Below are 22,628 nucleotides of genomic sequence, written 5' to 3' on the forward strand. Positions count from 1 at the left end.
GTTCATCCCTTTCCAGGGGGAAGCGCTTCCCCGGGGCGTCGCTTTCCCCTATGCTACAGCGGTTTTGTTAGCAGGTAGTGAAGATGTCTGAGCCAAAAGCCCCGCTGCGCCGTAACGGGTTTACATTTAAACAGTTCTTTATTGCACACGATCGCTGCGCGATGAAAGTCAGTACTGACGGTATCTTGCTGGGTGCGTGGGCGCCCGTCGCCGGCGTGACGCGCGTTCTTGATATCGGCGCAGGAAGCGGATTGCTCGCCCTGATGCTGGCCCAGCGTACGCCGCAAACCGTACAAATTGAAGCGGTGGAACTGGATGCCGAAGCCGCAGAGCAGGCGCGCGAAAACGCGCAGGCCTCGCCGTGGGCGCAACGCCTTGCCGTCCATAATGCGGACGCGCTGGCCTGGTCGCAGCTGCAAACGCAGCGCTATGAGCTTATCGTCTGTAATCCTCCTTATTACGAGAAGGGGGTTGAGTGCGCAACGCCGGCTCGCGAGCAGGCGCGCTATACGACAACGCTCGACCATACCGCTTTGCTGAACTGCGCGGCGCAGTTAATCACAGAAGAAGGTTTTTTTTGCGTCATCCTGCCCGTAGAGGTGGGTGAGACGTTCAGTCGACAGGCGATAAAACAGGGTTGGCACCTTCGGCTGCGTACGGATGTCGCTGAAACGCCGGAGCGGTTGCCGCACCGCGTGCTGCTCGCTTTTTCACCCTTCCCGGGCGAAAGTTTTAGCGACAGGTTGATTATCCGTGGGCCAGACCACCATTATTCCGAGGCTTATTGCGGCCTGACCCAGGATTTCTATTTGTTTATGTGAACCAGCGGCGAAAGTACGGAAGGACCGGAGTCGGGCAGGGCATCGGGGTAGTCGAGCGTGTAATGCAGTCCGCGGCTCTCTTTACGCATCATCGCGCAGCGCACAATAAGCTCTGCCACCTGAACCAGGTTTCGTAATTCCAGCAGGTTGTTGGAAACACGGAAATGGGCGTAGTACTCGTCGATTTCCTGCTGAAGCATGGTGATGCGGCGTAATGCCCGCTCAAGCCGCCGGGTGGTTCGCACGATGCCAACGTAATCCCACATAAAAAGCCGTAGCTCGTGCCAGTTATGCTGAATAACAACCAGCTCGTCCGGGTTTTCCACGCGGCTTTCGTCCCATGCGGGCAACGCTTTCACCCCGCGCACATAAGGCATACGCTTGTTTATATCTTCTGCGGCCGACCAGCCGTAAACCAGGCACTCCAGTAAAGAATTTGACGCCATGCGGTTAGCGCCGTGCAGCCCGGTGTAGGTCACTTCGCCAACAGCATACAACCCGTCGACATCCGTGCGGCCATGCTCATCCACCATCACGCCGCCACAGGTATAGTGCGCTGCAGGCACCACGGGAACCGGATCGGTAGTGAGATCGATGCCAAGGCCCAGCAGCTTTTCGTAAATGGTGGGGAAGTGGTGGCGGATAAATTCAGCAGGTTTATGGCTGATATCCAGATACATGCAATCCGCGCCGAGGCGTTTCATCTCATGATCAATCGCGCGGGCGACGATATCGCGCGGCGCAAGCTCGGCGCGCTCGTCAAAGTCCGGCATGAAACGACTGCCGTCCGGCCGCTTCAGCCAGGCCCCTTCGCCGCGCAGCGCCTCGGTAAGCAAAAAATTCCTCGCCTGAGGATGGAAAAGCGCGGTGGGGTGAAACTGGTTAAACTCCAGATTCGCCACCCGGCAGCCTGCGCGCCATGCCATGGCGATACCGTCGCCGGAGGCGATGTCCGGGTTAGTGGTATATTGATAAACCTTAGAGGCGCCGCCAGTCGCCAGCACTACCGCTTTCGCCCGGCAAGTTTCCACCCGCTCTTTATTGCGATTCCAGACCCAGGCGCCCACCACGCGGCGGGTGCCGGGCAGCCCGATTTTATCGGAAATAATGAGATCAACGGCGTTGCAGCGTTCAAGAATACGGATGTTGGGATGGCTCAGCGCCTGACCGACCAGCGTGGTTTCTACGGCTTTACCGGTGGCGTCCGCAGAGTGAAGTATGCGTCGATGACTGTGGCCGCCTTCGCGCGTCAGGTGATAGCTTGCTTCGCCATTGGGCTGAATTTCAGTATCAAACAGCACGCCCTGGTCGATAAGCCATTGAACGCAATGGCGTGCATTGCTGGCCACGAATTCCACCGCTTCGCGATCGCAGATGCCTGCGCCTGCAATCAAGGTGTCTTCAACATGGGAGGCGATGCTGTCGGTTTCATCAAACACGGCGGCGATGCCGCCCTGGGCGTAAAAGGTCGAGCCTTCGCTCACCGGGCCTTTACTTAGCACAATAACCTGATGCTGCTGCGCCAGACGAAGCGCCAGTGAAAGTCCCGCTGCGCCGCTCCCGACAATCAGCACGTCACAATGAAGGTCTGTAGTCGTGTTCATGATGCTGTGTTTAATTTACTAAACAAGGTTGGGCCAGCATAGCACTCCGGCTTTAAAAAGCGCACGCTTTTTTTATAAACGGTTGCAGATGCTGAACAAGAGGGCGTTGAAGAGCTGTACAAGGCGTCAATCGCGCAAAATGGCCTGTTTTGCCGCGCTTCGCACACTTCTGGATTAAAAGATGAAATAAAAGCAGGGTTGCGTTACTCTGCAAACGCCCTGTGCGGCATATTACGGTGCGTAACAGCCCCTTTTTTCCGGGCGGAACATATAATGAATGAGAAAGCGCTTTCCGCAAAACAGAGCACAAAAACAAAGGCGTAACGGAACTATGCGGAGGACCGACACTCTAACCGTCTGCTTGCTCATAAGTGCAGAGTTCGGGTGGCGTTTCGATTACGCGTGGAAATTAGGTTTGGGGAGACATTACCTCGGATGAGCGAGCAGTTAACGGATCAGGTCCTCGTCGAACGGGTCCAGAAGGGAGAACAGAAGGCGTTTAATTTACTGGTGGTTCGCTACCAGCATAAAGTAGCGAACCTGGTTTCCCGGTATGTTCCCTCAGGCGATGTTCCTGACGTGGTGCAAGAGTCTTTTATCAAAGCCTATCGCGCACTGGATTCCTTTCGTGGTGATAGCGCTTTTTATACGTGGTTGTACCGTATCGCCGTCAACACGGCGAAAAATTATCTGGTAGCTCAGGGGCGTAGGCCGCCTTCCAGCGACGTGGACGCCAACGACGCAGAAAACTTCGAAAGCGGCAGCGCGCTGAAAGAAATTTCGAACCCTGAGAACTTAATGTTGTCTGAAGAATTGAGACAAATTGTTTTCCGTACCATTGAGTCACTCCCGGAAGATTTACGCATGGCAATAACGTTACGGGAGCTGGATGGCCTGAGCTATGAAGAGATAGCGGCTATCATGGATTGCCCGGTCGGTACGGTGCGCTCCCGTATTTTCCGTGCTCGGGAAGCTATTGATAATAAAGTTCAACCGCTTATCAGGCGTTGACGATAGCGGGATACTGGAAAAGGTATTAGGCATGCAGAAAGAACAACTTTCCGCTTTGATGGACGGGGAAACACTGGATAGCGAGTTGCTCAATGACTTGTCGAAAGACGAGGCATTGCAGCAAAAATGGGAAAGCTATCATCTCATTCGCGACACGCTGCGCGGTGATACGGGCGAGGTCATGCACTTCGACATTTCCGCGCGCGTTATGGCGGCGCTTGAAAACGAACCGGTTCGCCATGCAGCCCCGCTTATCCCTGAATCACAACCAACCCCCCACCACTGGCAAAAAATGGGTTTCTGGCAGAAGTTGCGCCCCTGGGCGAGCCAGATTACTCAGGTTGGCGTAGCGGCGTGCGTATCGCTGGCAGTGATTGTCGGCGTTCAGCATTATAACAGTACGCCGGACGCAGGCACGGCGCAGCCGGAAACGCCCGTCTTCAATACCTTGCCAATGATGGGTAAAGCCAGTCCTGTCAGCCTCGGCGTGCCGTCAGAGAGCACCGCCAGTACGGGCCAACAGCAGCAAGTGCAGGAGCAGCGTCGCCGCATAAACGCAATGCTTCAGGATTACGAACTGCAGCGTCGTTTGCACGCTGAACAGCTCCAGTTTGAGCAGGCGCAAACGCAGCAGGCTGCTGTGCAAGTGCCAGGAAACCAGACTTTAGGAACGCAATCGCAGTAATGAAGCAACTTTGGTGCGCCATGTCCCTTGTGGCTGGCAGCCTGTTCTTCTCTGTCAGCGCCTCGGCGGATGCTTCGTCAGAGGCGCTGTTGCAGCAAATGAACCTGGCTAGCCAGTCACTCAATTACGAGTTAGCTTTTATCAGCATTAACAAGCAAGGCGTGGAGTCGCTCCGCTATCGCCATGCTCGTCTTGATAACAAACCGCTGGCTCAACTTCTGCAGATGGATGGACCGCGCCGTGAAGTCGTACAGCGTGGTAACGAAATCAGCTATTTCGAGCCGGGACTCGAACCGTTCACGCTTAACGGCGACTATATTGTCGATTCGCTGCCGTCATTGGTCTATACCGACTTCCGTCGTCTGGCCCCATATTATGATTTTATCTCCGTAGGCCGAACCCGCATCGCCGACCGGCTTTGTGAAGTTATCCGCGTGGTGGCGCGCGACGGAACGCGTTACAGCTACATTGTCTGGATGGATACGCAGAGCAAGCTGCCGCTGCGCGTCGATTTGCTGGACCGTGATGGCGAGACGCTGGAACAATTTCGCGTGATTTCATTTACCATTCAGGATAAGCCCGGCACAATGATGCAAAATCTGGCGCAGGCCTCTTTGCCGCCGCTGCTGTCGGTTCCCGGCTCGGAGAAAGTGACGTTCAACTGGGCGCCAGCCTGGCTGCCGCAGGGCTTTTCTGAAGTTTCCAGCAGTCGTCGCTCCTTGCCGACCATAGATATGCCGGTTGAATCCCGGCTCTATTCCGACGGCTTATTCAGTTTCTCGGTTAACATTAATCGCGCCAGCAGCACCAGCGCAGAACAGATGTTGCGTACCGGGCGGCGTACGGTCAGCAGTGAAGTGCGCGACAACGCGGAAATTACCGTGGTCGGCGAACTGCCGCCGCAAACCGCTAAGCGTATTGCCAGCAGCATTAAATTCAAGGCAACACAATGATTAAAGAATGGGCCACGGTGGTATCGTGGCAGGGCGGCGAAGCCGTTTTAAGCTGTGACGTAAAGGCTTCTTGCAGCAGTTGCGCTTCCCGCGCGGGCTGCGGTACGCGCGTGCTGAATAAACTTGGCCCGCAGACGACGCACTACATTACCGTGCCGAGCGAAAAACCGTTAACGCCAGGGCAAAAAGTTGAGTTAGGCATTGCGGAAAGCAGCCTGCTCGGCTCAGCGCTGCTGGTTTATATGTCGCCGCTTGTGGGGCTGTTCATCATGGCCGCGGTTTTTCAGGCGCTTTTCGGCAGCGACATCGCTGCGGCGTGCGGCGCGGCCCTTGGCGGCGTGGGCGGATTTTTGCTGGCGCGTGGTTTTTCGCCGACATTGAGCTCGCGGGAATCCTGGCAGCCCGTCATCCTGAGCGTGGGCTTGCCGCCTGATATTTTGCGTGTTGAAACGCCTTCCTCTGAAAGCCGGTAATCGCCGGCTTTTCTTTTTGTTACCGCTCGGTTTATCGCAGCATTAAGTTGCGACTATGCTTGCAGGATGAGCATTTCCCCGCTTTCTGGTTGTAGTGTAGAATGCAGCGTTTCAGGCAGAAGACAGCCACTATTATCAGGCTCAGTACAGCGCGTTGCGCGAGGCCTCCAGAGCATTTTTAAGGCACAAAAATCTCACTATATGAAGAACATACGCAACTTTTCCATCATAGCTCACATTGACCACGGTAAGTCGACGCTGTCTGACCGTATTATCCAGATTTGCGGTGGCCTCTCCGACCGCGAAATGGAAGCGCAAGTGCTTGATTCAATGGATCTCGAACGTGAACGCGGCATTACAATCAAAGCGCAAAGCGTCACGCTTGATTATAAAGCTTCTAATGGCGAGACCTATCAGCTGAACTTTATCGATACCCCAGGCCATGTCGACTTTTCTTATGAAGTCTCTCGCTCGCTGGCCGCGTGTGAAGGCGCGCTGCTGGTAGTGGACGCCGGTCAGGGCGTGGAAGCGCAAACGCTGGCCAACTGCTACACCGCCATCGAAATGGATCTGGAAGTTGTGCCGGTGCTCAACAAAATCGACCTGCCGGCGGCCGATCCTGAGCGCGTAGCGGAAGAGATTGAAGATATCGTCGGCATCGACGCTACCGACGCCGTGCGCTGCTCGGCTAAAACCGGCGTGGGCGTTCAGGATGTGCTGGAGCGTCTGGTGCGCGACATCCCGCCGCCGGAAGGCGACCCGGACGCGCCGCTGCAGGCGCTGATTATCGACTCCTGGTTCGATAACTACCTTGGCGTGGTTTCGTTGGTGCGTATTAAAAACGGCACCCTGCGCAAAGGCGACAAAATCAAAGTCATGAGCACCGGGCAGACCTATAACGCAGACCGTCTGGGCATCTTCACGCCGAAGCAGGTTGATCGTACTGAACTGAAATGCGGCGAAGTAGGTTGGCTGGTTTGCGCCATCAAAGACATTCTCGGCGCGCCGGTAGGCGATACCCTGACGCAGGCGCGAAACCCCGCGGATAAAGCGCTGCCAGGCTTCAAAAAAGTGAAGCCGCAGGTTTATGCGGGCCTGTTCCCGGTCAGCTCTGACGACTACGAAGCTTTCCGCGACGCGCTCGGCAAGCTGAGCCTGAACGACGCCTCCCTGTTCTATGAGCCGGAAAGTTCTACCGCGCTGGGCTTCGGCTTCCGCTGCGGCTTCCTCGGCCTGCTGCACATGGAGATTATCCAGGAGCGTCTGGAGCGTGAGTACGATCTCGACCTCATCACCACGGCGCCGACCGTAGTGTATGAAGTGGAGATGACAAACAAAGAAGTGGTTTACGTCGACAGCCCGTCCAAGCTTCCGCCGTTGAATAACATCAACGAGCTGCGTGAGCCGATTGCTGAATGTCATATGCTGCTGCCGCAAGAATACCTCGGCAACGTCATTACGCTATGCGTGGAGAAACGCGGCGTGCAGACCAACATGGTTTACCACGGCAATCAGGTTGCGCTGACGTATGAAATCCCGATGGCGGAAGTGGTGCTCGACTTCTTCGACCGCCTGAAGTCCACCTCGCGCGGCTATGCGTCGCTCGACTACAACTTCAAACGCTTCCAGGCATCCAACATGGTGCGTGTGGACGTGCTTATCAACGGCGAGCGCGTCGATGCGCTGGCGCTCATCACCCACAACGATAACGCGCCATACCGCGGTCGCGAGCTGGTGGAAAAGATGAAAGAGTTGATTCCGCGTCAGCAGTTCGATATCGCGATTCAGGCGGCTATCGGCAACCATATTATTGCTCGCTCCACGGTAAAACAGCTGCGTAAAAACGTTCTGGCAAAATGCTATGGCGGTGACGTAAGCCGTAAGAAGAAACTGTTGCAGAAACAGAAAGAAGGTAAGAAGCGTATGAAGCAGGTCGGCAACGTCGAACTGCCGCAGGAAGCGTTCCTCGCCATTCTGCATGTGGGTAAAGACAGCAAATAACCTAAGGAGTTGGCATGGCGAATATGTTTGCCCTGATCCTCGTGATTGCCACGCTGGGCACGGGCATCTTGTGGTGTCTGGATAAATTTGTCTTCGCACCAAAACGCCGCGAACGTCAGGCGGCGGCGCAGGCTGCCTCTGGCGGAGAGCTGGATACCAAAACGCTGAAAAAAGTCGGCCCGAAACCGGGCTGGCTGGAAACGGGCGCGTCCATCTTCCCGGTGCTGGCGATCGTGTTGATCGTGCGCTCGTTTATCTACGAGCCCTTCCAGATCCCGTCGGGCTCTATGATGCCGACGCTGCTGATCGGCGATTTTATCCTGGTGGAAAAATTCGCTTACGGTATTAAAGATCCGATCTACCAAAAAACGCTGATCGAAACTGGTCATCCGAAGCGTGGGGATATCGCGGTCTTTAAATATCCGGAAGATCCGCGTCTGGATTACATTAAACGCGTGGTAGGTCTGCCGGGCGATAAAGTCAGCTATGATCCGGTCGCCAAGCAGGTGACTATCGAGCCGAACTGCAGTTCCGGCCAGGCTTGTGGCAGCGCGCTGCCGGTCACCTATTCCAACGTGGAGCCAGGCGATTTTGTGCAGACTTTCTCGCGTCGCAACGGCGGTGAAGCCAGCAGCGGCTTCTTTAACGTGCCGAAAAACGAAAGTCGCGAAGGCGGCATTCGTCTGACTGAGCGTAAAGAGACGCTGGGTGACGTGACGCATCGCATTCTGATGGTGCCTATCGCACAGGATCAACTGGGTATTTACTTTCAGCAGCCGGGCCAGCAGTTAGGCAGTTGGATTGTGCCGCCGGGTCACTATTTCATGATGGGTGACAACCGCGACAACAGCGCCGACAGCCGTTACTGGGGTTTTGTGCCGGAAGAAAATCTGGTCGGAAAAGCCACCGCCATCTGGATGAGTTTTGAGAAGCAGGAAGGCGAATGGCCAACCGGCGTTCGACTGAGCCGTATTGGCGGAATCCATTGATCAATTAAATCCATTCAGACTAACGACATCCCCTGTCGTTCTGTATAGAATATTCCCCCGAGTTTTCAGGTTGGCTCCCGTAAGGGAGCCACGGCACACGAAACAGCTTTGATTCCTTTTCAGCCCTGTTCCGTGTGCTGCATTGTTGACGCATTCATTAATTGGTATCGCATGAACCCCATCGTAATTAATCGGCTGCAGCGAAAGCTGGGCTACACTTTTCATCATCAGGAGTTGTTGCAGCAGGCATTAACCCACCGCAGTGCCAGCAGCAAGCATAATGAGCGTCTGGAGTTCCTGGGTGACTCCATTTTGAGTTTCGTCATCGCGAATGCGCTCTACCATCGCTTTCCGCGCGTAGATGAAGGCGATATGAGCCGCATGCGCGCGACGCTCGTACGCGGCAATACGCTGGCGGAAATCGCTCGCGAATTTGAACTGGGCGAATGTTTGCGCCTTGGGCCGGGCGAGCTGAAAAGCGGCGGTTTTCGTCGTGAATCGATTCTTGCCGATACCGTAGAAGCGCTAATTGGCGGTGTTTTTCTCGACAGCGATATCCAGACCGTCGAGCGCCTTATTCTCTCCTGGTATCAAAAACGTCTGGACGAAATCAGCCCGGGCGATAAGCAAAAAGATCCGAAAACCCGCCTGCAGGAATATTTGCAGGGGCGCCACCTGCCGCTGCCTTCTTATCTGGTCGTGCAGGTGCGTGGTGAAGCCCACGATCAAGAATTTACTATCCACTGCCAGGTCAGTGGCCTGAGTGAACCGGTGGTTGGCACGGGTTCCAGCCGCCGCAAGGCGGAGCAGGCTGCCGCCGAACAGGCGCTGAAAAAACTGGAGCTGGAATGAGCGAAGAACAAACCTATTGCGGATTTATCGCCATCGTTGGTCGTCCGAACGTTGGCAAATCCACCCTGCTGAACAAGTTGCTTGGGCAGAAAATCTCTATTACCTCCCGCAAAGCGCAGACCACGCGTCACCGCATTGTCGGCATCCATACCGAAGGCCCGTACCAGGCTATCTATGTTGATACCCCGGGTCTGCATATGGAAGAGAAACGCGCCATCAACCGGTTGATGAACCGTGCGGCGAGCAGCTCAATCGGCGATGTCGAACTGATTATTTTCGTGGTTGAAGGCACGCGCTGGACGCCGGACGACGAAATGGTGCTCAACAAGCTGCGCGACGGCAAAGCGCCGGTTATTCTCGCGGTGAATAAAGTCGACAACGTACAAGAAAAAGCCGATCTGCTGCCGCATTTGCAGTTCCTGGCAAGTCAGATGAATTTCCTCGACATTGTGCCGATTTCTGCTGAAACGGGCATGAATGTAGACACTATCGCTGGCATTGTGCGCAAACATCTGCCGCAGGCGATTCACCATTTCCCGGAAGATTACATCACCGACCGCTCCCAGCGCTTTATGGCCTCGGAAATCATCCGTGAGAAGCTGATGCGTTTTCTTGGCGCTGAACTGCCTTACTCGGTGACGGTGGAAATCGAACGCTTCCAGAGCAACGAGCGCGGCGGCTATGACATCAACGGCCTTATCCTGGTAGAGCGCGAAGGGCAGAAGAAAATGGTGATTGGCAACAAAGGCGCCAAAATCAAAACCATCGGCATTGAAGCGCGTAAGGATATGCAGGAGATGTTCGAAGCACCTGTCCACCTTGAACTGTGGGTGAAAGTGAAATCGGGCTGGGCCGATGACGAGCGTGCGCTGCGCAGTCTCGGTTATGTAGACGACCTGTAAGGTCCGCTGATGGAAGGCTGGCAACGCGCCTTTGTGCTGCACGCGCGCCCGTGGAGCGAAACCAGCCTGATGCTTGATCTCTTCAGCGAAGAGGCAGGCCGCGTGCGCGTTGTCGCCAAAGGCGCGCGCCGCAAACGCTCTAATCTTAAAGGCGCGCTTCAACCCTTCACCCCGCTGCTGGTGCGCTGGAGCGGGCGAGGAGAGGTGAAAAACCTCACCAGCGCCGAAGCTGTTTCCCTCGCGCTGCCGCTTTCCGGCATTTCGCTTTACAGCGGTCTCTATGTCAACGAACTCGTCTCCCGCGTGCTCGAGCCGGAAACCCGCTTCTCCGAACTCTTTTTTGACTATCTTCACTGCATTCAGTCGCTGGCGGGAACCTCAGGCTCCCCGGAGCCGGCGCTGCGTCGTTTTGAACTGGCGCTGCTGGGCCATCTTGGCTACGGCATTGATTACCTGCACTGCGCGGGAACCGGCGAAGAGGTAACGGACGAGATGACCTACCGTTATCGCGAAGAGAAAGGTTTCATTGCGAGCGTGGTTATCGACCACAACACCTTTACCGGACGGCAGCTCAAAGCGCTTGCCAGCCGCGAGTTTGCGGATATCGATACGCTGCGCGCCGCTAAACGCTTTACCCGCATGGCGCTTAAGCCCTATCTTGGCGGCAAACCGCTCAAAAGCCGCGAGCTGTTTCGCCAGTTTGTGCCGAAAAAACGTCCACTCACGCCGCCGCCTGATAAGGCTTGAGTCCTCAGCCGTAGCCAGCTTTTCGCTGTCGGGTGTAAACTGCCTGCACACTTTGCCGATTTACGAGGATAGTCATGGCTGAACTGCTGTTAGGCGTTAATATCGATCACATTGCCACGCTGCGTAACGCCCGCGGTACGGCGTACCCGGACCCGGTTCAGGCGGCCTTTATCGCCGAGCAGGCGGGGGCGGATGGCATTACCGTTCATTTGCGTGAAGACCGTCGTCATATTACCGACCGCGACGTGCGTATTTTGCGCCAGACTCTCCACACCCGCATGAATCTCGAGATGGCTGTCACTGAAGAGATGATCGCCATCGCCTGCGAAACCCAACCTCATTTTTGCTGCCTGGTGCCGGAAAAACGCCAGGAAGTGACCACCGAAGGCGGCCTGGATGTGGCAGGGCAGCTCGACAAAATGCGCGACGCCTGCAAGCGCCTCGCTGACGCGGGCATTTTGGTTTCGCTCTTTATCGATGCCGACAACCAGCAAATCGACGCCGCTGTCGCCGTCGGCGCGCCGTATATTGAAATCCATACCGGCTGCTACGCCGACGCGCAGGATGACGCTACCCGCGCGAAAGAGCTGGATCGCATTGCCAAAGCCGCTACCTATGCCGCAAGCAAGGGGCTGAAGGTGAACGCCGGGCACGGCCTGACCTACCATAACGTGCAGGCTATCGCCGCGCTGCCGGAGATGCATGAGCTGAACATTGGCCACGCGATTATCGGCCGCGCGGTCATGAGCGGCCTGAAAGAGGCGGTGGCGGAAATGAAGCGCCTGATGATAGAAGCGCGTCGCTGATGGCTATTCTTGGCCTTGGCACCGATATCGTGGAGATTGAGCGCATCGAAGCGGTCATCTCCCGTTCCGGCGACCGGCTGGCGAAGCGGGTGCTTAGCGCCAACGAGTGGTTGCAGTATCAGGCCCACCAGCAGCCGGTGCGCTTTCTCGCCAAACGCTTTGCGGTGAAAGAGGCGGCGGCAAAAGCATTTGGTACCGGCATTCGCAACGGGCTCGCCTTCAACCAGTTTGAGGTTTTCAACGACGAATTAGGGAAACCCAGACTGAGATTATGGGATGAAGCCGAGCGGCTGGCGCAGAGGATGGGCGTAACGTCAGTGCACGTTACGCTTGCCGACGAGCGGCACTACGCCTGCGCGACGGTAATCATCGAAAGCTAAATCTTATCGGCGTGATGCAGCAGGACAAACTTATCCCACAGCTGCTCATTGTTCTCAACGTGCGCCGGATCTTTAATGATGGTGTTAGGGATCGGGCACACTTTCTGGCAGGTCGGCGTGTCGTAATGGCCCACGCATTCGGTGCAGCGGTCGGTGTTAATTTCATAAATGGCATCTCCCATCGAAATCGCCTCATTCGGGCACTCCGGCTCGCACATGTCACAGTTGATGCATTTTTTGGTGATTAACAGCGCCATCGGGAAATTCTCAGAAACAACACAAACAGGGCGGGCATTATACGCCCATTCCTTGCTCAGACCAGTTTTTTCACCAGCGCCTCGCTGTGGCGAATACGGTCCGGCGCTTTTTCCAGATCCTGCTGCACCAGCGCCATAAACAGTAAATCGGCAAGCATCATCTGTGCAGAGGTGGATGAAATAGCGGCGCTGCGCGTCGCCTGCTCTTCCGCAATGGTATAAAGGCAATGGGTTGCGCGCTGCTGCAATGCGTTCGGGCTAAAGCCGGTGATGGCAAGCACCTTCGCCCCCACGCGCAGCGCCTCGTCGGCGGCAAGGTTGATTTCACGCCGCGTGCCGGAATAAGAGATAGCCACCAGTAAATCGCCTTCCTCCAGCGCCTGCACGCTCGCGAGCAACGCATGCATATCCTGCTCGGCGGCGGCGTTAAGGCCAATCTTCATTAACTTCCAGGAAAAATTCTTCGCCACCAGCCCGGAGGCGCCAATGCCGGTCAGCACTACACGCCGGGCGTCGCGCAGCAGCGTGACGCTCGCCAGCAGCTTCTCTTCCGTGTTGATATCAAGCGAAGCGTGCATGGCCGCCACGTTATCTTTAATCAGCTTTTCTCCCACCAGCCGCAGCGGGTCGTCGCCGAGAATTTCGTTATGCACCGGAATCGAATGCGGATTGGGGCTGGTCGCCAGCGCTTCGCTGATAGCGAGCTTCATCGCCGGAAACCCCTTATACCCCAGCTTTTGCGCGAACTTCACCACGCTCGACTGGCTGACGCCTGCCTCGGCCGCTAGTTGCTGTGAACTCAAATGGCGTGCGCGGTCTGGCTGCGCCAGCAAATAGTCCGCCAGCCGGCGGTCGCTCTGCGCAAGCCCCGGATAGCGCTGACGGATGCATATAAGACAGTTCATCAGGTCACTCCGAAGGTGAGTGTGATCCGCTTTAAGGAGACGGGGAATTTCACTCGCCTGTTTGAATTTTATATTCCATTATAGAGCAATCATTATGAATTAAATATTCAGAGGTGCAATATGAATCTCGGCTCGCTGGTTTCCGAAAGCCGTAATCCACAAACCATGGATCTTGACGCGCTCTCCACGCTTGAAATGGTTACGCGTTTTAACGAGCAAGACGCGCGGGTGGCGCAGGCGGTAAAAGCTACGCTGCCGGAAGTGGCGCAGGCGGTGGACGCCGCCGCCGACGCCCTGAAAGCGGGCGGGCGCATTATCTACATGGGCGCCGGCACCAGTGGGCGGCTGGGCGTGCTGGACGCCTCCGAGTGTCCGCCGACATTCGGCGTGCCTCATGGCCTGGTGGTGGGTCTTATTGCCGGCGGGCCAGGCGCTTTGTTAAAAGCGGTGGAAGGGGCGGAAGATAACCCGCAGCTTGGCGAAGAGGATCTTAAAGCGTTAAACCTTACCGCCCGTGATCTGGTCGTGGGCCTCGCCGCTTCCGGACGTACGCCTTATGTTATTGGCGGCCTGCAATATGCGCGCGCCGCAGGCTGCAAAACGGTGGCGATTTCCTGTAACCCCGCGTCGCCGATTGCCCGCGAGGCGGATATCGCGATTTCGCCCGTCGTGGGGCCAGAAGCCCTTACCGGCTCCACGCGACTTAAGTCCGGCACTGCGCAAAAGCTGGTGCTGAACATGATCTCCACGGGCGCCATGGTGAAATTTGGCAAGGTTTACCAGAACCTGATGGTGGATATGAAAGCGACCAACGTAAAGCTGGTGGACCGCGCCTGTCGCATGGTGATGGAAGCGACAGGCGTTGCGCGCGAAGAGGCGCAGGCGGTGCTGGAACAGACCGGGTATGAAGTAAAACCCGCGATCCTGATGGTGCTGACCGGTCTGGATGCGTCTGCCGCCGAAGCGCGTCTGGCGGCGCATAACGGTTTTCTGCGGGCGGCGTTACAACAATAGCGAGGGAAGGGCGATGGAAAAAACGGCGTCGCTTGCCAGCGATATTCTGCTGGGCGTAGGCGGACAGGGTAATATCCTGCGGCTGGAAAATTGTATGACGCGGGTGCGCATGGAGGTGCAGGACGAGGAGAAACTGGATATCGCCCGGCTGAAAGCGTTGCCCGGCGTCAGCGGCTATGTGAAGCAGGGAGAGCAGCATCAATTGATTGTCGGCCCGGGCCGCGCCGCGCAGGTGGTTGATGCGATGCGCGCGCAAATAGCCGGCGCCGATACGTCCAGCGCCGCGTTTGATGATGTCGAGCGTAACCGGGCGCAGGCGAAAGCGCGTTACAAGGCGCCGATGAGTGATGCGCTGCGCAAGCTCGCCAACGTTTTTATTCCGCTGATTCCCGCTTTTATCGCCTCCGGGCTGATCACTGGCATTATTAACATCCTGAAACGCCCCGATATCGTGGGCGATTTTGCCACTCACTACCCTAATCTGCTGGGATTGCTGGCCATTTTCGGCAGCGCGGTGTTCGCCATCATGAATATTCTGGTGGGGGTGAACACCGCGAAGGTGTTTGGCGGGTCGGTGGCGATGGGCGGCGTTATGGCGGGCATTCTCTCCAGCCCGCAACTGGCGCAGATAACGCTGTTCGGCGAAGCGCTGCAGCCGGGGCGGGGCGGCGTTATCGCCGTGCTGCTGGTGGTGGCGTTGATGTGCTGGGTTGAAAAGCGGCTGCGCGCCTGGCTGCCGGGTTCGCTGGAGCTTATCTTTAACCCGCTTATTACCACGCTGGTTACCGGCACGCTGGCTATCGTGGCGCTGCAGCCGCTCGGCGGCTGGATTTCAGAATCCATCGCTCATGGCGCGTCGCTTGCCATCGACAAAGGCGGTTTGCTGGTAGGCGCGGTGCTGGCGGGAAGCTTTTTGCCGCTGGTGCTGACGGGGCTGCATCAGGGGCTGGTGCCGATCCACGTCGAGCTGGTGCAGGCGCACGGCTATAACGCGCTTTTTCCCATTCTTGCGATGGCGGGCGTCGGACAAATAGGCGCGGCCATCGCCGTGCTGTTAAAAACCCGCAACGCGCGGCTTAAAAAGGTCATCAAGGGCGCTTTGCCGGTAGGGCTGCTCGGCATCGGCGAGCCGCTGATTTTTGGCGTCACGCTGCCGCTCGGCAAGCCGTTTATCGCCGCCTGCCTCGGCGGCGCGGTGGGCGGCGCGCTTATCAGCTACTTCAAAGTCGCGACGGTTATCACTTTCGGCATCTCCGGTTTGCCGCTGGCATTAACTATCGTGACCGGAAAAGTCATGCTCTATCTGTTAGGCTATCTTGTAGCGGTAATCGCAGGTTTCCTGTTTACCTGGCTGATGGGCTTTCACGATCCAGAGGAGTAGAGTTTGACCAGTAACGAGCGACGGGTAGTTTTTTTCGATCTGGACGGCACGCTGCATCAGCAGGATATGTTCGGCGCCTTTCTTCGCTATCTGCTGCGTCGCCAGCCGCTCAATCTGCTATTGGTAATCCCACTTTTGCCGGTTATCGGCGTCGCGCTGTTGATAAAAGGCCGCGCCGCTCGCTGGCCGATGAGCCTCCTGCTGTGGGGCTGCACCTTTGGCCACAGCGAGGCGCGGTTAAAACAGCTGGAGGCGGAGTTCGCGACCTGGTTTCGCGGCCACGTGACCACCTTTCCCGTGGTGCATGAGCGCCTCACCGGTTATCTCTCCAGCACCGATGCCGATGTCTGGCTGATTACCGGCTCGCCGCAATCCCTTGTGCAACGGGTCTATTTCGATACCCCCTGGCTGCCGCGCGTAAACGTCATCGCCAGCCAGATGAAGCGCGGCTACGGCGGCTGGGTGCTGACGCTGCGCTGCCTGGGCCATGAGAAAGTGGCGCAGCTGGAACAGCAGATAGGCACGCCGCTGCGTCTTTACAGCGGTTACAGCGACAGCAAGCAGGATAACCCGCTGCTTTACTTCTGCCAGCACCGCTGGCGCGTGACCCCGCAGGGGCAGCTCCAGCAGCTGGAATAAGGCGCGTTTCGCAACCTGGAAACGGTGTGTATAATGCCGCCCGCCTTATTTCCCCGGAGAACACCGTGTCGGACAGCGAACTGAATCATGAAGACTGGATGCGCCACGCCCTGACGCTTGCAAAGCGCGCATGGGAAGAGGGCGAAGTGCCGGTAGGCGCTGTGCTGGTACACAATAACCAGGTGATTGGCGAGGGATGGAACCGCCCGATTGGCCGTCACGACCCTACCGCGCATGCCGAAATCATGGCGCTGCGCCAGGGCGGACTGGTGCTGCAGAACTATCGTCTGCTGGACACGACGCTTTATGTCACGCTGGAGCCGTGCGTCATGTGCGCCGGCGCAATGGTGCATGGGCGCATCGGCACGCTGGTGTTTGGCGCGCGTGACGCCAAGACTGGCGCGGTAGGCTCGCTAATGGATGTCACAGGCCACCCGGGCATGAACCACCAGGTGCAGGTTATTGAAGGGGTGCTTGCACCAGAATGCTCTGCTCTACTGAGCGATTTTTTTCGCCAGCGTCGCCTCGAAAAAAAGGCGTTAAAGGAAGCTGCCCGTAAAGCGGAATGAAAGAGGATAGCGGCGTGGCGGCGAGGGACGCTGGCATCGTCGACTGTTCCGCTTCGGCTTGCGACTTCGCTTTCGCCTCTGCCTGCGCTTTCGCCGCCTGCTTCTCCTTCTCCTGCAAATAGCCCATCAGGCTAATCTGGTACTTACGGATATTCTCCACGTAGGCGTAAGCCTCATGACCGCGCGCGTAACCATAGGTCGTTTTGCTGTACCAGGGCTTCTGGCTCAGCAGCGGCAAACGCTGCTTCACGTCGGCCCAGCTATCGGGGTTGCCTTTCTGCTTCGCCGTCAGTGCACGGGCGTCCAGCATATGGGCGTAGCCGATGTTATAGGCGGTGAGCGCAAACCAAATCCGCTCTTCTTCCGGTACGCTCTGCGGCACTTTCGCCATCATCTCCTGCAAATAGCGCGCACCGCCGCTGATGCTCTGCTCTGCATCCAGTCGGTCAGTCAGCCCCAGACTCTGGGCGGTGTTGCGAGTTAGCATCATCAGCCCGCGTACGCCGGTCGGTGAGGTCGCCTGGGTATCCCAGTGCGACTCCTGCCACGAAATAGCGGCCAGCAGACGCCAGTCAATCTCACCTGAATATTTTTCAAACAGCGGCTGCAGCTCCGGCAGGATATTGTCTATAGCGCGCAGGAAAGTACGGGTATCAACATAATCAAACCCTTCGCCGTGGCCGAGGTATTTCTCTTCAAGACGCGCCAGGGTGCCGTCTTCGTTAATGCGGTTAAAGAAATCGAGCAGCGCGGCGGAAAGGGAGTTATCACTGCTGCGCTGGCTAAACCAGGTCACCGGCTGCTCGTCGGTGATGTCGAGCGCGACGGCGAGTTGCGGATGCACGCGCTGGAACAGGCTGATGGCGACCGAATCGGCAATGGTGTAATCAAGCTTGCCCTGTACAACCTGCTGTAAAAGCTCGCCGCTGTTGCGCTTATCATCCACTTTCCAGCTCAAATCCGGATATTTTTTTGCTTTCAGGTTGAGCAGGTCGTCCGCCGCCACGTGGCCGGGCGCAAGCGTCAGCTGCGCTTCGGTCAGGCCCGCCAGCGTGCGCGGGCGAGGTTTGCCCATGCGGTAAACCAGCTGTTGAGAGACGGAGTAGTAGGTTGGGCCCGCCTGATAGTTCTGGCTGCGCTGGCTGTTGGAGACCAGGCCGGCGGCCAGAATGTCGGCGCGCTGGCTGTCGAGGTCGTCGAACAGCTGATTGATGTTCTTGCGCACGGTAACCTGAAGCTTCACGCCCAGGTAGTCGGCGAACGCGCTGGCAAGCTCATAATCCAGACCCCAGACTTTATCGTCCTGGCGATTGTAGGTCAGCGGGGTGACAACGGTGCTTACGCGCAGCACGCCGCGCGACTGAATCGCCGCGATGCGATTGTCGGTTTTACCGAACCAGGGAATGGATGGCCATAACGCCACTGCCAGCAGCAAAGTAACGATGCCGATGAGCAGATAATTAATCTTTAATTTTTTCAATTAGTTAATTCTCTGCGCAGCCTCAGGTCTCAGCAAAATATCGTTATTAAACCGCTTATAAGGGGTGAACACTGAGCGGCATTTTGCGTAACAAAGCGATGTATAGCAACTAATTAGAGCGATACGGCAGGGCAATCAATGGGAAAAAAGCCTGATTTTATTTCTACGCAAACGGTTTCGTCGGGGCCGGGGATTCTCTATAATGACGCCCGTTTTCCCCCTTGCGCCCACTGAAGTGCCCCCTGGCGCTTCGAAGACGAGAGACTTGATGATGGAAATTCTGCGTGGTTCGCCCGCTCTGTCGGCATTTCGTATTAACAAACTGCTGGCTCGTTTCAAAGATGCACACCTTCCGGTAAGCGACATTTACGCCGAGTATGTCCATTTTGCTGACCTCGACGCCCCGCTCGGTGCCGAAGAGCGCGCCCGCCTTGAGCGGCTGTTGCAATATGGCCCGAGCCTCAGCAGCCATGCCCCGACGGGCCGCCTGATGCTGGTAACGCCGCGCCCGGGCACCATCTCCCCCTGGTCTTCCAAAGCGACCGATATCGCGCACAACTGCGCGCTGGCCCAGGTAAAGCGCCTGGAGCGCGGCGTGGCCTGGTATGTTGACGCTTCTGGCTTAACCGCCGCCCAGTGGCAGGCCGTCGCCGACGAGCTGCACGACCGCATGATGGAAACCGTTTTCGACTCGCTGGAAGCGGCGCAGGCGCTCTTTTCTCACCACGAACCGGCGCCGGTACAGAGCGTCGACCTGCTGGCTCAGGGGCGCGGCGCGCTGGTGGAAGCCAACCTGCGGCTGGGCCTTGCGCTGGCGGAAGATGAGATTGATTACCTGTTTGACGCTTTCACAAAACTTGGGCGCAACCCGAACGATATCGAACTCTATATGTTCGCCCAGGCGAACTCCGAGCACTGCCGTCACAAAATCTTCAACGCCGATTGGGTGATCGATGGCGAGCAGCAGCCGAAGTCGCTGTTCAAAATGATTAAAAACACCTTCGAGAAGACGCCGGAATTTGTGCTCTCCGCCTATAAAGACAACGCGGCGGTGATGGAAGGGTCTGCGGTGGGACGTTTCTTTGCCGACCACGACAAAGGCCGTTATGACTATCATCAGGAAAAAGCGCATATCCTGATGAAGGTAGAAACCCACAACCACCCGACCGCTATCTCTCCGTGGCCGGGCGCAGCGACCGGCTCCGGCGGCGAAATCCGTGACGAAGGCGCCACCGGGCGCGGCGCGAAGCCGAAAGCGGGGCTGGTGGGCTTCTCGGTGTCTAACCTGCGCATCCCGGGCTTTGAACAGCCGTGGGAAGAAGATTTCGGCAAGCCGGATCGTATTGTTAACGCCCTCGACATCATGACCGAAGGGCCGCTTGGCGGCGCGGCGTTCAACAACGAATTCGGCCGTCCTGCGCTCAACGGCTACTTCCGCACCTATGAAGAGAAAGTGACCAGCCACAACGGCGAAGAGCTGCGCGGCTATCACAAACCAATCATGCTGGCGGGCGGCATTGGCAATATCCGCGGCGAGCATGTGAAAAAAGGCGAAATCCCGCCTGGCGCGAAGCTGATTGTGCTCGGCGGCCCGGCGATGAACATCGGCCTTGGCGGCGGCGCGGCGTCGTCGATGGCTTCCGGCCAGTCGGACGCTGACCTCGATTTCGCCTCCGTGCAGCGCGACAACCCGGAAATGGAGCGTCGTTGCCAGGAGGTGATTGACCGTTGCTGGCAGCTTGGCGACGCCAACCCCATTCTCTTTATTCACGATGTCGGCGCGGGCGGTCTTTCCAACGCCATGCCGGAACTGGTGAGCGACGGCGGTCGCGGCGGCCGTTTCGAGCTGCGCGACATTTTAAACGACGAGCCGGGCATGAGCCCGCTGGAAGTCTGGTGTAACGAATCCCAGGAGCGTTACGTGCTGGCGGTGGCGCCGGAGCAGCTCGCGCTGTTTGACGAACTCTGCCGCCGTGAACGCGCCCCTTATGCAGTGATTGGCGAAGCGACCGAAGAGCAGCATCTGACGCTGAACGACCGTCACTTCGACAACCAGCCTATCGATATGCCGCTCGATGTGCTGCTGGGCAAGACGCCGAAAATGACCCGCAACGTTGAGCGCATGCAGGCGAAAGGCGAAGCGCTGGATCGCGCCGATATCACGCTTGAAGAGGCGGTGAAGCGCGTGCTGCATTTGCCGACCGTGGCGGAAAAAACGTTCCTTGTCACCATCGGCGACCGCACCGTAACCGGCATGGTGGCGCGCGACCAGATGGTGGGCCCGTGGCAGGTGCCGGTGGCCAACTGCGCGGTGACTACCGCAAGCCTCGACAGCTACTACGGCGAAGCGATGGCGATGGGCGAGCGCGCGCCGGTGGCGCTGCTCGATTTCGCCGCTTCCGCGCGTCTTGCAGTCGGCGAAGCGCTGACTAACATCGCCGCCACGCAAATCGGCGACATCAAGCGCGTAAAACTCTCTGCAAACTGGATGGCGGCAGCGGGGCATCCCGGTGAAGACGCGGGCCTGTATGAAGCGGTAAAAGCGGTGGGCGAAGAGCTCTGCCCGCAGCTGGGTCTGACCATTCCGGTGGGTAAAGACTCCATGTCGATGAAAACCCGCTGGCAGCAGGGCAACGAGCAGCGCGAAATGACCTCGCCGCTCTCGCTGGTTATTACGGCGTTTGCTCGCGTGGAAGATGTGCGCCGCACCGTTACGCCGCAGCTCTGCACCACCGATAACGCCTTGCTGCTTATCGATCTCGGCAAAGGCGAAAACACGCTCGGCGCCACTGCGCTGGCGCAGGTTTACCGCCAGCTTGGCGACAAGCCTGCCGACGTGCGCGACGTAGCGCAGCTTAAAGGCTTCTATGACGCCATTCAGGCGCTGGTGGCGCAGCGTCGCCTGCTCGCCTATCACGACCGCTCTGACGGCGGTCTGCTGGTGACGCTTGCGGAAATGGCCTTTGCCGGGCACTGCGGCGTTGAAGCGGATATCGCTTCGCTTGGCGACGATCGTCTGGCGGCGCTCTTTAACGAAGAACTGGGCGCGGTGATCCAGGTGGCGGCGGACGATCGCGAGCAGGTTGAGCGCGTGCTTCACGATCACGGTCTTGGCGACTGCGTGCACTATCTGGGCAAAGCGGTGGCGGGCGATCGCTTCACGCTGACCTCAGGCAGCAGCACCGTCTTCAGCGAAAGCCGCACGACGCTTCGTATGTGGTGGGCGGAAACCACCTGGCAGATGCAGCGCCTGCGCGACAACCCGGCCTGCGCTGACCAGGAGCACGAAGCGAAAGCCAACGACAGCGATCCGGGTCTTAACGTGAAGTTGACGTTTGATATCGCCGCCGATGTCGCAGCGCCTTTCATCGCGACCGGCGCGCGTCCGAAAGTGGCGGTGCTGCGCGAGCAGGGCGTTAACTCCCACGTCGAGATGGCGGCGGCGTTCCATCGCGCCGGTTTTGACGCCATCGACGTGCATATGAGCGACCTGCTGGCGGGCCGTCGCGGTCTGGACGATTTCCAGGCGCTGGTGGCGTGCGGCGGCTTCTCTTACGGCGACGTGCTGGGCGCGGGCGAAGGCTGGGCGAAGTCCATCCTCTTCAACGAGCGCGTGCGCGATGAGTTTGAAACCTTCTTCCACCGTCCGCAGACGCTGGCGTTGGGCGTGTGCAACGGCTGTCAGATGATGTCCAATCTGCGTGAGCTGATCCCGGGCAGCGAACTGTGGCCGCGCTTTGTGCGCAACGCTTCAGATCGCTTTGAAGCGCGCTTTAGCCTGGTGGAAGTGGCCGCCAGTCCGTCGCTGCTGCTTGACGGCATGGCGGGCTCGCATATGCCAATCGCCGTCTCTCATGGCGAAGGCCGTGTGGAAGTGCGTAACGAAGCGCACCTCGCCCAGCTTGAAAGCAAAGGGCTGGTGGCGCTGCGCTACATTGATAACTTCGGCGCGGTGACTGAGAACTACCCGGCAAACCCGAACGGCTCGCCGAACGGCATCACGGCCGTGACCAGCGAAAGCGGCCGCGTGACCATCATGATGCCGCACCCGGAGCGCGTTTTCCGCACGGTGGCGAACTCCTGGCACCCGACTCACTGGGGCGAAGACAGCCCGTGGATGCGTATTTTCCGCAACGCGCGCAAGCAGCTTGGCTAAGCC

General features: G+C 57.8%; 22 protein-coding genes. 18 read left to right on the forward strand and 4 right to left on the reverse strand.

Annotated elements, in window-relative coordinates:
• The first annotated feature begins 83 nt into the window (after positions 1-83).
• Complete coding sequence (gene trmN / locus IEX01_RS15745) at positions 84-821, forward strand: tRNA(1)(Val) (adenine(37)-N(6))-methyltransferase TrmN (RefSeq protein ID WP_188724153.1); 738 nt, start codon at positions 84-86, stop codon at positions 819-821.
• On the opposite strand, the gene nadB is transcribed toward trmN, so the two are convergent.
• The gene (gene nadB / locus IEX01_RS15750) at positions 806-2,425 is read right to left on the reverse strand and encodes an L-aspartate oxidase (protein ID WP_024556607.1); all 1,620 of its coding nucleotides are present in this window, start codon (positions 2,423-2,425) and stop codon (positions 806-808) included. The two genes, trmN and nadB, sit on opposite strands and share 16 nt — an antisense overlap.
• A gap of 331 nt (positions 2,426-2,756) precedes the next feature.
• Here nadB and rseD point away from each other — a divergent pair, with 331 nt between their 5' ends.
• From rseD to acpS, 12 genes are all read left to right on the forward strand, one after another.
• Positions 2,757-2,864, forward strand: coding sequence for a rpoE leader peptide RseD (rseD, locus tag IEX01_RS15755; RefSeq protein WP_229701868.1), 108 nt, complete (start codon positions 2,757-2,759; stop codon positions 2,862-2,864).
• Complete coding sequence (rpoE, locus tag IEX01_RS15760) at positions 2,861-3,436, forward strand: RNA polymerase sigma factor RpoE (RefSeq protein WP_024553705.1); 576 nt, start codon at positions 2,861-2,863, stop codon at positions 3,434-3,436. Before rseD ends, rpoE begins: the two co-directional genes overlap by 4 nt.
• A 31-nt stretch (positions 3,437-3,467) precedes the next feature.
• On the forward strand, positions 3,468-4,121 hold the full coding sequence (rseA, locus tag IEX01_RS15765; RefSeq protein WP_024556608.1) for an anti-sigma-E factor RseA: 654 nt from the start codon (positions 3,468-3,470) through the stop codon (positions 4,119-4,121).
• Positions 4,121-5,074, forward strand: coding sequence for a sigma-E factor regulatory protein RseB (rseB, locus tag IEX01_RS15770; protein ID WP_024556609.1), 954 nt, complete (start codon positions 4,121-4,123; stop codon positions 5,072-5,074). The genes rseA and rseB overlap by 1 nt, the downstream gene beginning before the upstream one ends.
• Positions 5,071-5,547, forward strand: a complete 477-nt coding sequence (gene rseC, locus IEX01_RS15775; RefSeq protein ID WP_024556610.1) for a SoxR-reducing system protein RseC — start codon at positions 5,071-5,073, stop codon at positions 5,545-5,547. The genes rseB and rseC overlap by 4 nt, the downstream gene beginning before the upstream one ends.
• A gap of 201 nt (positions 5,548-5,748) precedes the next feature.
• Positions 5,749-7,548, forward strand: a complete 1,800-nt coding sequence (gene lepA, locus IEX01_RS15780; RefSeq protein ID WP_024558785.1) for a translation elongation factor 4 — start codon at positions 5,749-5,751, stop codon at positions 7,546-7,548.
• Between the two features lie 14 nt (positions 7,549-7,562).
• Positions 7,563-8,537, forward strand: coding sequence for a signal peptidase I (lepB, locus tag IEX01_RS15785; RefSeq protein WP_024558784.1), 975 nt, complete (start codon positions 7,563-7,565; stop codon positions 8,535-8,537).
• Positions 8,538-8,708: 171 nt separating this feature from the next.
• On the forward strand, positions 8,709-9,389 hold the full coding sequence (rnc, locus tag IEX01_RS15790) for a ribonuclease III (protein WP_024558783.1): 681 nt from the start codon (positions 8,709-8,711) through the stop codon (positions 9,387-9,389).
• Positions 9,386-10,291 carry a GTPase Era gene (gene era, locus IEX01_RS15795; protein ID WP_024558782.1) on the forward strand — a complete coding sequence of 302 codons (906 nt, stop codon included), beginning with the start codon at positions 9,386-9,388 and terminating at the stop codon, positions 10,289-10,291. Before rnc ends, era begins: the two co-directional genes overlap by 4 nt.
• Before the next feature lie 9 nt (positions 10,292-10,300).
• Positions 10,301-11,038: a DNA repair protein RecO gene (gene recO / locus IEX01_RS15800; protein ID WP_024558781.1), complete on the forward strand. Its 738-nt coding sequence runs from the start codon at positions 10,301-10,303 to the stop codon at positions 11,036-11,038.
• Between the two features lie 74 nt (positions 11,039-11,112).
• Positions 11,113-11,844: a pyridoxine 5'-phosphate synthase gene (gene pdxJ / locus IEX01_RS15805; protein WP_024558780.1), complete on the forward strand. Its 732-nt coding sequence runs from the start codon at positions 11,113-11,115 to the stop codon at positions 11,842-11,844.
• Positions 11,844-12,224: a holo-ACP synthase gene (gene acpS / locus IEX01_RS15810; protein ID WP_024558779.1), complete on the forward strand. Its 381-nt coding sequence runs from the start codon at positions 11,844-11,846 to the stop codon at positions 12,222-12,224. Before pdxJ ends, acpS begins: the two co-directional genes overlap by 1 nt.
• Here acpS and IEX01_RS15815 read toward each other — a convergent pair.
• Positions 12,221-12,481, reverse strand: a complete 261-nt coding sequence (locus IEX01_RS15815) for a YfhL family 4Fe-4S dicluster ferredoxin (protein WP_188724154.1) — start codon at positions 12,479-12,481, stop codon at positions 12,221-12,223. The two genes, acpS and IEX01_RS15815, sit on opposite strands and share 4 nt — an antisense overlap.
• 56 nt (positions 12,482-12,537) lie before the next feature.
• Complete coding sequence (locus tag IEX01_RS15820) at positions 12,538-13,386, reverse strand: MurR/RpiR family transcriptional regulator (protein WP_024558777.1); 849 nt, start codon at positions 13,384-13,386, stop codon at positions 12,538-12,540.
• A gap of 120 nt (positions 13,387-13,506) precedes the next feature.
• Here IEX01_RS15820 and murQ point away from each other — a divergent pair, with 120 nt between their 5' ends.
• The 4 genes from murQ to tadA all read left to right on the forward strand — a co-directional run bounded on the left by murQ (position 13,507) and on the right by tadA (position 16,989).
• Positions 13,507-14,400 (forward strand): N-acetylmuramic acid 6-phosphate etherase, encoded by an 894-nt coding sequence (gene murQ / locus IEX01_RS15825; RefSeq protein ID WP_024560695.1) that lies wholly within the window; start codon positions 13,507-13,509, stop codon positions 14,398-14,400.
• Between the two features lie 13 nt (positions 14,401-14,413).
• Complete coding sequence (locus tag IEX01_RS15830) at positions 14,414-15,781, forward strand: PTS transporter subunit EIIC (RefSeq protein WP_028019761.1); 1,368 nt, start codon at positions 14,414-14,416, stop codon at positions 15,779-15,781.
• Positions 15,782-15,784: 3 nt separating this feature from the next.
• Positions 15,785-16,420: a phosphatidylglycerophosphatase C gene (gene yfhb, locus IEX01_RS15835; protein WP_024558774.1), complete on the forward strand. Its 636-nt coding sequence runs from the start codon at positions 15,785-15,787 to the stop codon at positions 16,418-16,420.
• 65 nt (positions 16,421-16,485) lie between these two features.
• Complete coding sequence (gene tadA, locus IEX01_RS15840) at positions 16,486-16,989, forward strand: tRNA adenosine(34) deaminase TadA (RefSeq protein WP_188724155.1); 504 nt, start codon at positions 16,486-16,488, stop codon at positions 16,987-16,989.
• Here the strand turns inward: tadA and mltF are convergent.
• Complete coding sequence (gene mltF / locus IEX01_RS15845; RefSeq protein WP_188724156.1) at positions 16,880-18,469, reverse strand: membrane-bound lytic murein transglycosylase MltF; 1,590 nt, start codon at positions 18,467-18,469, stop codon at positions 16,880-16,882. The two genes, tadA and mltF, sit on opposite strands and share 110 nt — an antisense overlap.
• 268 nt (positions 18,470-18,737) lie before the next feature.
• Here mltF and purL point away from each other — a divergent pair, with 268 nt between their 5' ends.
• The gene (gene purL / locus IEX01_RS15850; protein ID WP_048888601.1) at positions 18,738-22,625 is read left to right on the forward strand and encodes a phosphoribosylformylglycinamidine synthase; all 3,888 of its coding nucleotides are present in this window, start codon (positions 18,738-18,740) and stop codon (positions 22,623-22,625) included.
• The last annotated feature ends 3 nt before the right edge of the window (positions 22,626-22,628 follow it).

This window comes from Franconibacter daqui (genome assembly GCF_014644275.1).
GTDB classification, from domain to species: domain Bacteria; phylum Pseudomonadota; class Gammaproteobacteria; order Enterobacterales; family Enterobacteriaceae; genus Franconibacter; species Franconibacter pulveris.